This is a genomic window from Citrobacter sp. Cpo091, assembly GCF_030332645.1.
Taxonomy (GTDB): domain Bacteria; phylum Pseudomonadota; class Gammaproteobacteria; order Enterobacterales; family Enterobacteriaceae; genus Citrobacter; species Citrobacter portucalensis.
In genome coordinates this window covers 239,101-253,402 of record NZ_JAOWHL010000040.1, presented here as the reverse complement: position 1 = coordinate 253,402, position 14,302 = coordinate 239,101, and the positions used below count along the sequence as shown (strand labels likewise).

The 14,302-nt window shown below is 52.5% G+C and carries 11 protein-coding genes; 7 read left to right on the top strand and 4 right to left on the bottom strand.

The annotated features are described in order from the left end of the window. Window positions 1-96: 96 nt before the first annotated feature. Window positions 97-1,563, bottom strand: a complete 1,467-nt coding sequence (locus tag OGY04_RS20130; protein ID WP_286585951.1) for a mannitol dehydrogenase family protein — start codon at window positions 1,561-1,563, stop codon at window positions 97-99. 202 nt (window positions 1,564-1,765) lie between these two features. On the opposite strand from OGY04_RS20130, the gene uxuA reads away from it, so the two are divergent. Next, complete coding sequence (gene uxuA, locus OGY04_RS20125) at window positions 1,766-2,956, top strand: mannonate dehydratase (protein WP_032944021.1); 1,191 nt, start codon at window positions 1,766-1,768, stop codon at window positions 2,954-2,956. Between the two features lie 45 nt (window positions 2,957-3,001). On the opposite strand, the gene pdxR is transcribed toward uxuA, so the two are convergent. Next, window positions 3,002-4,474 carry a MocR-like pyridoxine biosynthesis transcription factor PdxR gene (gene pdxR, locus OGY04_RS20120; RefSeq protein ID WP_241176558.1) on the bottom strand — a complete coding sequence of 491 codons (1,473 nt, stop codon included), beginning with the start codon at window positions 4,472-4,474 and terminating at the stop codon, window positions 3,002-3,004. A gap of 164 nt (window positions 4,475-4,638) precedes the next feature. Between pdxR and torC the strand changes: the two genes are divergently transcribed. Genes torC through torD form a run of 3 tightly spaced genes read left to right on the top strand, consistent with a single transcriptional unit; the run spans window position 4,639 to window position 8,902 of the window. Continuing rightward, window positions 4,639-5,772 (top strand): pentaheme c-type cytochrome TorC, encoded by a 1,134-nt coding sequence (gene torC, locus OGY04_RS20115; protein ID WP_286585950.1) that lies wholly within the window; start codon window positions 4,639-4,641, stop codon window positions 5,770-5,772. 9 nt (window positions 5,773-5,781) lie between these two features. After that, complete coding sequence (torA, locus tag OGY04_RS20110) at window positions 5,782-8,280, top strand: trimethylamine-N-oxide reductase TorA (RefSeq protein WP_286585949.1); 2,499 nt, start codon at window positions 5,782-5,784, stop codon at window positions 8,278-8,280. Beyond that, window positions 8,270-8,902 (top strand): molecular chaperone TorD, encoded by a 633-nt coding sequence (torD, locus tag OGY04_RS20105; protein ID WP_128316796.1) that lies wholly within the window; start codon window positions 8,270-8,272, stop codon window positions 8,900-8,902. Before torA ends, torD begins: the two co-directional genes overlap by 11 nt. Before the next feature lie 792 nt (window positions 8,903-9,694). Here torD and yeiP read toward each other — a convergent pair. Beyond that, a complete protein-coding gene (gene yeiP, locus OGY04_RS20100; RefSeq protein ID WP_003027452.1) occupies window positions 9,695-10,267 on the bottom strand; it encodes an elongation factor P-like protein YeiP in 573 nt (190 codons plus the stop codon). A 157-nt stretch (window positions 10,268-10,424) separates the two neighbouring features. Here yeiP and OGY04_RS20095 point away from each other — a divergent pair, with 157 nt between their 5' ends. Beyond that, window positions 10,425-10,679 (top strand): YkgJ family cysteine cluster protein, encoded by a 255-nt coding sequence (locus tag OGY04_RS20095; RefSeq protein ID WP_008785278.1) that lies wholly within the window; start codon window positions 10,425-10,427, stop codon window positions 10,677-10,679. On the opposite strand, the gene setB is transcribed toward OGY04_RS20095, so the two are convergent. Beyond that, window positions 10,676-11,857 (bottom strand): sugar efflux transporter SetB, encoded by a 1,182-nt coding sequence (gene setB / locus OGY04_RS20090; RefSeq protein WP_213752772.1) that lies wholly within the window; start codon window positions 11,855-11,857, stop codon window positions 10,676-10,678. The two genes, OGY04_RS20095 and setB, sit on opposite strands and share 4 nt — an antisense overlap. 368 nt (window positions 11,858-12,225) lie before the next feature. Here setB and fruB point away from each other — a divergent pair, with 368 nt between their 5' ends. Both fruB and fruK read left to right on the top strand, forming a co-directional pair. Next, the gene (gene fruB, locus OGY04_RS20085; RefSeq protein WP_003834546.1) at window positions 12,226-13,356 is read left to right on the top strand and encodes a fused PTS fructose transporter subunit IIA/HPr protein; all 1,131 of its coding nucleotides are present in this window, start codon (window positions 12,226-12,228) and stop codon (window positions 13,354-13,356) included. Then, on the top strand, window positions 13,356-14,294 hold the full coding sequence (gene fruK, locus OGY04_RS20080; protein WP_003834544.1) for a 1-phosphofructokinase: 939 nt from the start codon (window positions 13,356-13,358) through the stop codon (window positions 14,292-14,294). Before fruB ends, fruK begins: the two co-directional genes overlap by 1 nt. The last annotated feature ends 8 nt before the right edge of the window (window positions 14,295-14,302 follow it).

The following is a 14,302-nucleotide window of genomic DNA, read 5'->3' as shown; positions in this document are numbered from 1 at the left end:
CCGTAATGGCATTTAACAATCCTGGCGAAAAACGGGGAAAAAGAGAAGGGGTGAGAGGACGAAGAGGCGCTTCGTCCTGCTTAATGGCAGAAATCGTTAACTTTTTAACGTCTCAATGACAGCCTGATGCGCACCGTATTGGGCAATGCGTTGCCAGGCCTGCTGAATGGCCGCGACAAACTGCGGATTCTGTACGAGATCGGTAGCGAAAATCTCGCGCAGCGAAAGCAGGGCGTTGACGCGTTCTGACTCTGTGCTCTGTTTAACCAGAGCGGCAATTTTGTCACTCAACGGGTCACGAACATCAATAGCGGTGCCTGAATCATCCACGCCGCTCACATAACGCATCCAGCCTGCGACGCCGAGCGCCAGCAGTGGCCACTCGCTTTGGCGGGCTAAATGTACGCGGATCCCTTCCAACATGCGCTGGGGTAATTTCTGGCTACCGTCCATCGCGATTTGCCAGGTTTTATGTTTCAACGCTGGGTTGGCAAAACGCTCCAACAGGCTTAGGGCATACTGGTCTAAATCAACATCGGTAATTTGCAGCGTAGGTGCCTGTTCGTTGAGCATCAGGCGGTAAGCGGCTTCACGAAATGCGCTGTCCTGCATACAGTCGCTGATGTGCTGGAACCCGGCCAGATAGCCGAGATAAGCGAGAAACGAATGACTGCCGTTCAGCATCCGCAGTTTCATTTGTTCCCACGGCAACACATTTTCGACCATCTGGACGCCCGCCGTTTCCCATTGTGGGCGGCCACACACAAAATTATCTTCAATCACCCACTGGATAAACGGTTCGCAGCTGATTGCGCAAGGATCGGCAACCCCCAGCTCGCGGGCAATTTCGGCCAGTGACTCTTCAGTGGCGGCAGGGACAATGCGGTCGACCATGGTGCCTGGGAAACTGACATGCTCCTGAATCCAGGTTGCCAGTTCTGGTGTACGTTTCTCCGCCATTCCAAGGACGGCGTTTTTTACCACATGACCATTGTCCGGGATGTTATCGCAAGAGAGGACGGTAAACGGCTGTAGCCCGCGTTCACGTCGGCGGTGTAGGGCTTCAACAATAATTCCGGGGGCAGAGTGCGGTTCAGTCGGTGTTTGCAGATCGTGAGCAATACGTGGATTACTGAGGTCTAACGAACCTGTCGCCGGATCGATGCAGTAGCCTTTTTCTGTGATGGTTAGCGAGACAATAGCCACCTGAGGTTCGCAGAATTTTTCGATAATGGCCGCCAGCGAATCCAGCCTGGCGTTGAGACATTCGTTGACGGCGCCGATAACAATTGGTTGGTTACCGTTGGCCCCTTTTTCCAGCACGGTAAATAAATGATCCTGTTCGCGCAGTTGGCTCATCAGTCGATCGCCGCTGAACAGACTGATCTCACAAATACCCCAGTCACCACCCTGCGCATTCAGCACCCTGTCGGTTAGTAACGCCTGATGGGCGCGGTGAAAAGCACCGAAACCAAAATGCACAATCCGCGTTTTTAATTGCTGGCGGTCGTATTGCGGCATCATGACATTTTCCGCCAGTGGCGCTGAGGCAATAGTTTTCATTTAATACACCTGATTAACCATAAATTAACAATGGCAGTATAAAGTTATATGACAACAAATTGAATTGGTGTGCCTCATTTATCCGGGGAATGTGAGCTTGATCAACCAATCATCGGCAATGTGTTGATCAGTTGACGGATGCCTGTATGGTAGTCGTCATTAAGATGATTTAATTTGGTATAACAACTTGTGAGGTGAAACAATGGAACAAACCTGGCGTTGGTACGGACCTAATGATCCGGTATCGCTTGATGATGTGCGTCAGGCTGGCGCAACGGGTGTTGTGACCGCCTTGCACCATATTCCAAACGGTGAAGTGTGGCCGGTAGAAGAAATTCAGCAGCGTCAGGCCATTCTGGCTGAAAAAGGGCTGACCTGGTCGGTAGTGGAAAGTATCCCTGTCCACGAAGATATCAAAACGCGTTCAGGTCAATATCAAACGTGGATTGCCAACTATCAGCAGAGTATCCGTAATCTGGCGACCTGTGGTATCGATACGGTGTGCTATAACTTCATGCCGATCCTCGACTGGACGCGTACCGACCTCGAATATCAACTGCCGGATGGTTCCAAAGCGCTGCGTTTTGACCAGATTGCTTTTGCGGCCTTTGAACTTCACATTCTGCAACGCCCGGGAGCTGAAGCGGATTATACCGCCGAAGAACAACGCCAGGCGATGGACTACTTCAATGCCATGAGTGATGCAGAAATTGAAAAACTGACCCGCAATATCATTGCTGGCCTGCCTGGTGCAGAAGAGGGCTATACGCTGGATCAGTTCCGTGCGCGTCTCGCTGAATACGACGGCATCAGCAAGGACGATCTGCGCGATAATATGGCGGTATTCCTGCGGGCGATTGTGCCAGTGGCAGAAGAAGTCGGCGTGCGTCTGGCCGTGCATCCTGACGATCCGCCGCGCCCGATCCTCGGCCTGCCGCGTATCGTTTCGACTATCGAAGATATGCAGTGGCTGAAAGAAACGGTCGATAGCATTAATAATGGTTTCACCATGTGCACCGGTTCTTACGGCGTGCGCGCTGATAACGATCTGGTGAAAATGATCGAAACCTTTGGCGATCGAATCCACTTCACGCACCTGCGCTCAACCTGTCGTGAAGATAACCCGAAAACCTTCCATGAAGGTGCGCACCTGCAGGGCGATGTGGATATGGTATCGGTGGTGGCTGCCATTTTGAGCGAAGAGCAGCGGCGTAAAAAAGCGGGCGACCTGCGTCCTATCCCGATGCGTCCGGATCATGGACACCAGATGCTTGACGATCTGCACAAGAAAACCAACCCGGGCTACTCTGCGATTGGCCGCCTGAAAGGCCTGGCAGAAGTCCGTGGCGTTGAGCTGGCGCTGAAACAAACGCAGTTCCGCGATCTGCTGTAAGTCTAACAACAGGGATTGCGCGACAGGCGCGATCCCTGTTTTTCATCAAGGCTGAGCGAGCGCCTGCTCCAGCACTGTCAGCACTTTATTGATCTGCTGTATCTGCAATCCACCAAATCCAAAAAACATAACAGCATCGCTGTTCTCTTTGCGCCATGCGGCTTCTGATCCATTTTCTATATCCGGCAGAGTGTCGAAACGGATCCCGGTCAACAGGCAGCATTGTTGCAACCTGGTGATGAATTCTGCGTGTCTGGCAATGCGTAACGAGAGGTGCAGACCTGCCGTTGCGCCAGCGATTTTCCCTTCGGGAAACAGAGTGGAAAGGCCATCGCGTAACAGGGTGAGGCGCGTCGCATAGCTGCAGGCCAGCTTGCTGATATGCGTATAAAACACCTGATTTTGCATCAGTTCGGCCAAAAATTGCTGCAACAACCACTGACTGCCGTTGTTATTGAGCGCTTTCATATTCTGTACCGCCGGAAGCAATTCATCAGGGCAAATAAGATAGCCAAGCCGTGCGCCTGGCCCCAGCGTTTTAGAAAATGTCCCCATGTAGATAACCCGGTTGTGATAATCCATGGCTTTCAGCGCGGGAAGGGGATTTTCCCCATAGGTAAAAACGGCATCGTAATCATCTTCAATGATGTAAGCGCCGACGCGTTGCGCCCACGTTAATAATGACTGACGGCGCTCCAGTGAAAGCACGCTTCCCATCGGATACTGATGCGCTGGAGTAACATAACAAAGCTGGGTTTCATACTCGGGTAAATTATCTGTTTGCAGCCCGTGGTTATCTACGGCAATTGACGTAATGTCTGCACCGTAATAATTAAAAAGATGCCATGCGCCAGAATAACAAGGGGATTCGGTCACAATATGGCACTTTTTTTGCTGACTGACAGCATGATGAATAATAAATATTTGGCTGAGCAGTGATAATCCTTCCTGAATCCCGTTGGTAATGATGATGTTCTCTGCTCGGGTATTAATTCCGCGGGATAAATTAAGGTATCTGACCAATTGCTCACGCAGTGAAAATAATCCACTTGGTGAATGGTATCGGGTAAACAATTGTTCTTTAAGTATGCTTGGAGCATTATTCCATTTCCGCCAGCTTGACCAGGGAAAAGCGTTGGGATCGGGGACGCCCATCCGACAGTAGCACTCTCGTCCAGGCTCGGCGTAAACATCGGTTGAGACTCCGGCAGCTTTAGGTTTTGTCGGCGGAGAACCCTGGGTAACGGGCACATGTGTTGGTGTTATACGTACAGGCGTGGTGAATATCACTTCATAGCCGATGCCGTGTCGGCTCTTGATTAACCCTGCAGCCATAAGCTTATCATAGGCCATCACTACCGTTATTTTGGCTACGTTCAATACCTGAGCCTGCTCGCGAATAGAGGGAAGCTTATCGCCACAAAGCAAATCTCCCCGCTGAATAGCCTGGAAATAAAATTGAAAAATTTGCAATTGCAGCGGAGTGCGGAGTTCTCTATTGAGCGTTAATGTAAGCATGAGTAATTCCTTATTAATATATGGCCACTATATTACGAATTTCTCGTTTTTACTATTTGATACACCTCATGGAGTAGCAGCTGTTCCTATAGCTTGCTATCGCTGTCTCTATTTTTGATTTTTATTATCCCTTAGCGTGTCGCTATTAAAAAATGGAGGCAAGCATGTCGTGGATAAGAAAGAACGCATTGTGGTGCATATTGGCTGGGGCGGTGGCAATGGCCCTGGCTATTTGGGGAACGTGGCAAGGCGTTCATTACACCAGTACCACCGAATTTTGTTTATCGTGTCACTCGATGCGCACGGCTGGAGAGGAATATAAAACCAGCGTGCATTTTCGTAACGCATCTGGCGTGCGGGCTGAGTGTAAGGATTGTCATATTCCCCCGGGCGTTGTTCCAACGCTTATTCGTAAAACTGAAGCCTTAAACGACCTCTATCACACCTTTATTTCTCCTTCTATCGATACTCCTGAAAAGTTTGCTGCCAAACGCCCGGAGCTGGCCCAGCGGGAGTGGGCACGCATGAGCGCGAATAATTCAGCGGCGTGTAAATCCTGCCATAGCTATGAGGCAATGGATCATGGCAAGCAATCGGCAAACGCGGCGGCGCAAATGACTGCAGCGGCAGCAAAAGACAGTAACTGTATCGATTGTCACAAAGGAATAGCCCATCACAAACCCGATATGAGCAGCGGTTTTCGCGATCGCTATAAGCAGCTACAGCGTCAGGGAGATATGCCAACAGATGCGACCACACTGTTCTCATTAAGCGAAAAATCACTGGCGGCAACGGCAGGGAGTCCGGTCGGGAAGGCGCTGTTATTTCCTGCTACCGAGGTCAAGGTGCTGAAAAAAGAAGGCAGTAACGTGCAGCTCGAAATCACGGGCTGGCGAGAAAGCAAAGGGCGTGGACGGGTGATTACCCAGTATATGGGGAAACGCGTTTTCTCCGCCGTTCTCGATGAGCCCCTGATGGCGAACGTAAAAGTGCTACAAACCCAGGTCGATCCTGACTCACATCAGGAATGGCAGCAGGTGAGCGTCACCGCCTGGACCATCGATCAGGACTTTATCAACACGCTTGCGCCAATCTGGGAGTACTCAGATCAAATGCTGCAATCCACCTGTAGCGCCTGTCATAGCACTCCTCCTACAACCCGATATACCGCTAACGGCTGGATCGCCGGACTGAAAGCCATGTCGACCTATTACCGGCTTAATCCGGTGGAGGAACGTACGTTGTTGAAATACCTCCAGACCCACGCCAGCGATGTGTCTGAAACCAACAAAAAGTAAGGATAATGTATGGATATTCATGACTTTAATCCGTCCCGTCGCCGTTTTCTCAACGGAATGCTGGCGGTGGGGGCTGCCAGTGCACTGGCGCCTAATCCGCTGATATCAAAAGTGTGGGCGGCGGGGGAAAATCCCGAACAGTGGATCCAATCTGGTTCGCACTATGGCGCTTTTGAAGCCAAAGTGGTCAACGGTGAGTGGACCGAAACCCGTCCGTTCAAACATGACAAATACCCCTGCGATATGCTGAACGCGGTGCGTGAAGTGGTCTACAACCCGTCGCGGGTGCGCTACCCGATGGTGCGTCTGGACTGGCTGCGTAAGCGTGAGAAGTCAGATCGCAGTCAGCGCGGAGATAACCGTTTTGTTCGGGTCAGTTGGGATCAGGCGCTGGATCTGTTTTACGAAGAGCTGGAGCGGGTGCAAAAAACCTATGGCTCATCAGGCGTATTTACCGGGCTTGCCGACTGGCAAATGGTGGGCAAATACCATAAAGCGGGCGGGGCGATGGATCGGGGACTTGGCCTGCATGGTAGCTATGTGACAACCGTCGGCGACTATTCTGCGGCAGCGGCACAAGTCATTTTACCGCATGTGATTGGTTCGCTGGAAGTTTATGAGCAGCAGACGTCGCTTCCGCTGGTGATTCAAAATAGCAATACCATCGTGCTGTGGGGCTGCGATCCGATCAAGAACCTGCAGATCGAGTTTTTGGTTCCCGATCACGATGCGTTTGGCTACTGGCAGCAGATTAAAGAGGCGGTAGCGCAGGGTAAGATGCGCGTTATCAGTGTTGATCCGGTGCGGAGCAAGTCGCAAAACTATCTTGGCTGCGAGCAGTTGGCGTTGCGGCCACAAACCGATGTGGCGTTAATGCTGGCGCTGGCGCATACCTTGTACGAAGAAAAACTGTACGACACGGCGTTTATTACCGATTACACCGTCGGCTTTGAGCAGTTTTTGCCGTATCTGCTGGGCGAAACCGATAAACAGCCGAAAAATGCCGAATGGGCGGCAGAAATCTGCGGCCTGACGGCAGAGCAGATCCGAGACTTCGCCCGCCTGTTGGTGAAAGGTCGGACACAGTTTATGGGCGGTTGGTGCGTACAACGCATGCACCATGGTGAGCAGTATCCGTGGATGCTGGTGGTGCTGGCCAGCATGGTCGGTCAAATTGGTTTGCCCGGCGGCGGGGTAGGATTTGGCTGGCACTACAACGGCGGTGGTACGGTAACATCCGCCGGGCCTGTGCTTTCTGGACTGGGAGGGATCACGAATCCCCCGCAGGCAAAGTACAACGCGGATTTTCGCGGCGCATCGGAGCATATCCCCACTTCGCGTATCGTTGACTGCCTGCTTGAGCCGGGCAAAAAGGTTGCCTTTAACGGCGAGACGTTAACCTGGCCTGACATCAAAATGGCGATCTACAGCGCGGCGAATCCATTTCATGCGCAGCAGGACAGGAATCGCATGATCGACGCGTGGAAGAAGCTGGAAACCGTGGTGGTGTTGGATCACCAATGGACCGCGTCGTGCCGTTTTGCCGATATCGTCCTGCCCGTTACCACCCGCTTTGAACGTAACGATATTGAGCAGTTCGGTACGCATTCGAATAAAGGGTTGATGGCGTTGTATCAGATCGTCAAACCGCAATATGAAGCGCGACATGATTTTGATGTATTTGCCGGGCTGTGTAAGCGCTTTGACAAGGAAGCGGTGTACCGTGAAAACCGTGATGAAATGCAGTGGATACAGGCGCTTTATGACGAAGGCGTGAAGATGGGGGCATCGCTCGGCGTCTCATTACCGGATTTCACAACGTTCTGGCAGGGTGACGGATATATTGAATATCCGCCGGGTCAGCCGTGGGTACGTCACGGTGAGTTTCGCGACCAGCCAGACCTGAATCCGCTGGGAACGCCGTCAGGTCTGATTGAAATCTACAGCAAAACCATCGCGGGCTTTACCTATGAGGATTGTCCGGGGCATCCGGTGTGGATGGAACCCTTTGAGCGTACCCATAGCGGCAAAAAAGATAAATACCCGCTGCATCTGCAATCCTGCCATCCGGACAAACGTCTGCATTCCCAACTGTGCTCTAGCGAGGCGTTTCGCAACACCTATGCGGTTGCCGGAAGAGAACCGCTTTATATCAGTGAACAGGATGCCACCGCTCGTGGCTTAAAAGCCGGTGATATCGCCCGCGTTTTTAACGCTCGTGGTCAGGTACTGGCTGGCGTAGTTGTCAGTCCGGATTTTTCCCCTGGCGTGATTCGTATTCATGAAGGCGCGTGGTATTCCCCGCAGGAAGGGGGGAAAGCTGGGACATTATGCACCTATGGCGACCCGAACGTGCTAAGCGCGGATATAGGTACTTCACAATTGGCTCAGGGGCCTTCAGCGCATACCGTGCTGGTGGAGGTCGAGCGTTATCAGCAGAAAGCCCCGCAGGTGACGGCATTCGGTGGTCCGCAGATTGTGAAAGAGGAGGGGTCCAGTGCAGCATAAGCAAATTCATCAGCAGCGGGCGGCTGTGTACCAGTGGTTTTCGCAACTGCTATTTCGTGAGCTGGATGAAAAACAGCTCGCCAGTCTGGAAAACGGCGATAGCCAGGCTTGGATTGCCTCACTGGCGGCGGTTCCTGGAGTGTCTGCCGAGGTTAAACGTTTTGAGCATAGCCTGGGCCGGGTTTTGCGGCGCGACTCCCGACAACTGGAGCTGGCAGCAGATTTTGCCTCGCTGTTTCTGCTGGCCCCGCCAGCTAGTGTTTCTCCCTATGCAGGGCACTATCCACACACGACAGCGGCAGAAGAACGTCGGCAAATGAATGTGCTGCTGATTGAGCAAGGTCTGGCAGCGCGAGAGAATGAACCCTCCGATCATATTGCTGTGCAGTTGGCATTAATGGCGAGGATGGTTGCTAAAGAGGAGAGGCTATCGGCGCAATATTACTTTTTGCATCATCATATTCTGTGCTGGGCACCGTTATTTCGCGATGCTTGTCTGGTGCGGGATAACGAGGGGTTTTATCCTCAGACGGTGAATCTGATAGTGCGTTTTATGCAAGAGGATGAACAGTATCTGGAGTCGTTGCTGATGGATGATTTTTATTTCAGCAGCCAGCGCTGAAAATGAAAAAAGGGACAGCCTGCGTTGTAATGCCAGTCAGTTAAGCATTATGGAGCATATTTTATTGCGGCATAGGGTTCCGTTCACCTCAGCGGAGTCATTTCTCTGAAGCGCAGATACCCGTGAACGTGCAAGGGAGGCTCACCGCCGCCTCCCTTGCAACCCTGGCTCCCGGCAGGAAAATCGTCGCGATGCGATTCATTCGGCTCATGCCGTCTGCCTGTCGGGTCGGGGCCGAGCCTGCGTCCCTGCAGGCCGTCCCCTCTGCCCGCATCCCTGCGGGCAGACCCGGTCAGCCGTCAACGCCTCATCGATTTTCAGCCGGACCGGGGTCATCGCTTCAACTCTCTGATTTCCAGTTAAATCTGTTTTGCTGTTTAAACAAAAAAAGAAGATGGTCAGGTGTGGCTGGTCCGGCTGAAAATTGCCGACGTGATTCCGTAAGGCCGGGAGAACCCGCAGGGATGCGGGTTCAGGGCGCGCTTTGCAGGGACGCTACCTCGCGCCCGGTCCGATAGCCTGAAGGAAAAAGCGGAGGGTATTGCGTAGCAACAATTTTCCCGCCGGGAGCCGGGATTGTTAAGGGTACGGCGATAGTACCCTTAACACGTTCACAGGCAGTATCGTTTCAGAGAAGTGATAAATTTAGGGTGAACGTAACAATACATCAGAGGTAACAGATTCAATACCTCCGGCTGTTCCATTCTCAGTTATCGTTACGATCATTCACCTTTGTAAACTAACAAGCATTACAGCCAGCGCTGTCCCTTGCCGTCACTGCGCAGCAGAAAATTAATCTGCACGGCCCATATAGCGACGTTCTTCGATATGAATACGGATTTTTTCACCCGCACTCAGATACTCAGGAACCTGGATCACCAGACCGGTGCTCAGGGTTGCTGGTTTGTTGCGCGCACTCGCTGAAGCACCTTTAATCCCCGGTGAAGTTTCAACGATTTCCAGATCTACGGTCTGCGGCAGTTCAAGCGCCAGCAGTTGGCCGTCCCAGGTCAGTACCTGCATATCCGGCATACCGCCTTCCGGCATGAACAGCAGCTCTTCTTCAATCTGGTCTTTGGTGAAGGTATACGGGGTATAGTCTTCTTTATCCATAAAGATGTATTCGTTGCCATCGACGTAGGAGAAATCAACGCCACGACGGCTCAGAGTGACGGTATCGACGATATCGTCGCCTTTGAAGCGCTCTTCAACTTTCAGACCGGTACGCACATCAGAAAAACGCATTTTGTACAGCGTGGCAGCACCACGTGCAGACGGTGATTGAATATCGATATCTTTTACAATCAGCAGCTTGCCGTTGTAGTTCAGTACCATACCTTTTTTAATTTCGTTCGCTCTTGGCATCGAAAAAATCCTGTAGTGGGGAGTGTCTAAAATATCGCGTAAAACTACTCGCGCCGGGGCATTCAGGCAAGCGGAATTCATGCTTTTGCTGGTGCAAAAAAGGTGGTACTGTGCCCTTCCCGCACAATCCGATGGTTTACGATAAAGAGAGTACTGTATGGAATGCCGTCCGGATTGTGGTGCATGCTGCACCGCGCCTTCAATCTCCAGTCCCATCCCCGGTATGCCTGATGGCAAGCCCGCTAATACGCCCTGCGTTCAGTTGGATGAATCCCTGCGTTGCAAAATTTTTGCGTCGCCGCTACGACCAAAGGTGTGCGGCGGTTTACAGCCCAGTGCGGAAATGTGCGGGCGGACGACGCACCAGGCCATGGTTTATCTCATCGAGCTTGAAGCGCTAACCGCGCCTTAAACGTCCTTGATGCGCGTCAGGCACACGACGGTGGCGACGATCATCACCAGTGCAAACCAGAACACCGCGTGATAGTTCCAAATTTCAGCGGCAATCCCCGCCAGCGATCCGGCAATAATCCAGCCCACGCGAATGGTATTCGTATAGAGGGTGGTGGCTGAACCCGCCTGTCCCGGCATCAGATCCTGGAAATAGAGCATACCAATCCCGCCGAGAATACCGATGTAAATCGCGTTCAGCAGCTGTAAGCCAAGCAATATCGCCGGAGAGTGAGCCAGCAGCATACCGGCATAAAAGAAGAATCCGGCAACGACGGCAATTCTCATCAACAGACGTTTACCCAGACGCTTTGCAAAATAGCCAGCAATCAGCATGGTTGGGATTTCCAGTCCGGCTGCGGTGCCCATCATGATGCCAGCCAGTTTTTCCGGCAGATGCAGTTCGTTGATGATAAACAGCGGCATATTAATGATATAGAGACTATTGGTTCCCCACATTAATGTGCAGATAACAAACAGCAGCAACGTGTCGCGTCGATTGCGGCGCGGGGCCTCAACTGCGCCTGTCGCGAGAGGCACGTTTTTACTCATTGAGGGTAAAAACAGCCAGACCATTACGCCGCAGACAACAAACGCCACCGCCGCGCTGAGATACATCACCGTAAAGCTGAATCCCATGGCCAGCGCGTAGGCCAGCGGCGGGCCAATTACCCAGGCTAGCGAAACCTGCGCACGTAATATTGAGCTGAACATGACGGCTTCCCGACCTGTGCGGTCGGCGTGTTCACGGGCGAGAGCAAACATTTGCGGGTTGGCGGTCGATCCAAAGCTGCTGAGGAATACCCCGACAAACAGCAAGATAAAATAATTACGGTTCCAGGCGAACAGCATGCAGGCCAGCATCCCCAGCACGCAGCAAAACACAATCAGGTTCTTGCGATCGCCTTTTCTATCTGAACGTCCGGCCAGAAACTGACTTACCAGAATACCGATCACAGCGCTTCCGGTAAAAAAGAACCCAACCATGCCGGGACGGGCGTGGACTTCATCCGTCAGAAAAAGGCTGAGCGTTGGCGTCTGCAACGCACCGGCGATACCCGTCAGAAATGCGACAAGCAGGAACGCCGAAGACGTTAAATCAAACGCCTTGGGTGTGGCGGCTACGGGGGTGTTATGCATGTTTTGATATCAATGATGTGAAGAGACGCGGAGTTTACGCCGCTTGTCAGAAAATAAACAGGGAGCCAAATCAAAATCGGCATCAAAAATCAAAATAGCATTTCAGTCAAAGAATGCTGTTTGCTGACGTTGCTGAATCTGACAAGCTGACGGCGTTTTTGCGTCAGCATTTTTTACTCCTTCGCAGAGAAAATGTGCGTTATCTCTAAATTCAGCAAGTAATTTGTCAACTTTACTTGTGTGCTGAAGAAAAAAGAGCAAGACTTCTTGAAACGTTTCAGCGTCATCTTGCCTTAGCTGATGGAGTCGGGTGGCGCCTTTTTTCTCATGTTGGCTGAATCGTTTCAATTCAGCGGGAGAGGAGAATCATGTTCCAGTTATCTGTTCAGGATATTCACCCGGGCGAACAGGCCGGGAATAAAGAAGAGGCTATTCGCCAGGTTGCCGCTGCCTTAGTGCAGGCGGGTAACGTCGCGGAAGGCTACGTCGATGGCATGCTGGCGCGCGAACAACAGACGTCCACGTTCCTCGGCAACGGTATTGCGATTCCTCACGGTACGACGGACACGCGCGATCAGGTACTGAAAACCGGTGTGCAGGTATTTCAGTTTCCACAGGGCGTGACCTGGGGCGAAGGGCAGGTTGCTTATGTGGCAATCGGTATCGCCGCAAGCTCTGATGAACACCTCGGTTTACTGCGTCAGCTGACACACGTGCTGAGCGATGACTCCGTCGCTGAACAGCTGAAATCTGCGACCACGGCGGAAGAACTGCGTGCGCTGCTGATGGGTGAAAAGCAAAGTGAACAGCTGAAGCTTGATAACGAAACGCTGTCGCTGGATGTCGTGGCCAACTCGCTGGTGACGCTGCAGGCACTCAACGCGGCGCGGCTGAAAGAAGTCGGTGCGGTTGACGCCACCTTTGTAGCCAGAGCAATCAATGAGCAGCCGATGAATCTTGGTCAGGGGATCTGGCTGAATGACTGTGCTGAAGGTAACGTGCGTAGCGCCGTTGCGGTCAGCCGTGCAGCAACAGCGTTCGATGTACAAGGTGAAGCGGCAGCCCTGCTGGTGACCGTCGCCATGAATGACGATCAACCGGTTGCGGTGCTGAAGCGCCTTGGCGATCTGCTGCTGAATAATAAAGCTGACCGTTTGTTGAAAGCTGATGCGGCAACGGTGCTGGCGCTGCTGACCAGCGATGACGCCTTAACTGATGATGTACTGAGCGCCGAATTTATTGTGCGCAATGAGCATGGTTTACATGCCCGCCCGGGCACCATGCTGGTGAATACGATTAAACAATTTAACAGTGAAATTACCGTGACAAATCTTGATGGAACCGGCAAGCCGGCGAATGGACGCAGTCTGATGAAAGTTGTGGCGTTAGGCGTGAAGAAAGGACATCACCTGCGCTTTACTGCACAGGGTGAAGATGCTGAACAGGCGCTGAAGGCGATTGGCGAAGCCATCGCGGCAGGTCTTGGGGAGGGCGCGTAATGAGCAGACGTGTTGCTACTATCACCCTTAACCCGGCCTACGACCTGGTGGGTTTCTGCCCGGAAATTGAACGCGGTGAAGTGAACCTGGTTAAAACCACCGGTCTGCATGCGGCAGGGAAAGGGATCAACGTCGCTAAGGTTTTGAAGGATTTAGGTATCGATGTCACTGTGGGTGGCTTCCTGGGTAAAGACAACCAGGATGGTTTTCAGCAGTTGTTCAGCGAGCTGGGCATTGCCAACCGTTTTCAGGTCGTGCAGGGTCGTACCCGTATTAACGTCAAGCTGACCGAAAAAGACGGTGAAGTATCTGACTTCAACTTCTCTGGTTTTGAAGTTACCCCGGCTGACTGGGAACGCTTTGTGAATGATTCGCTGAGCTGGCTGGGCCAGTTCGATATGGTGTGCGTCAGCGGCAGTTTGCCAACCGGCGTGAGCCCGGAAGCCTTCACCGACTGGATGACGCGCCTGCGTAGTCAGTGTCCTTGCATTATCTTTGATAGTAGTCGTGAAGCGTTGGTAGCAGGTCTGAAAGCGGCACCATGGCTGGTGAAGCCAAACCGTCGCGAACTGGAAATCTGGGCCGGTCGTAAGCTGCCGGAAATGAAAGATGTGATTGAAGCGGCGCATGCGCTGCGTGAACAGGGGATCGCTCATGTGGTGATTTCACTCGGCGCGGAAGGTGCGCTGTGGGTTAACGCCTCAGGTGAGTGGATTGCTAAACCGCCGTCAGTTGAGGTGGTCAGCACCGTCGGCGCGGGTGATTCAATGGTTGGCGGTCTTATTTACGGTCTGCTGATGCGTGAGTCCAGCGAACATACCCTGCGTCTGGCGACGGCTGTTGCCGCCCTGGCGGTAAGCCAAAGTAATGTAGGCATTACCGATCGTCCTCAGTTGGCCGCAATGATGGCGCGTGTCGACTTAAAACCGTTTAACTGACAGCAGGA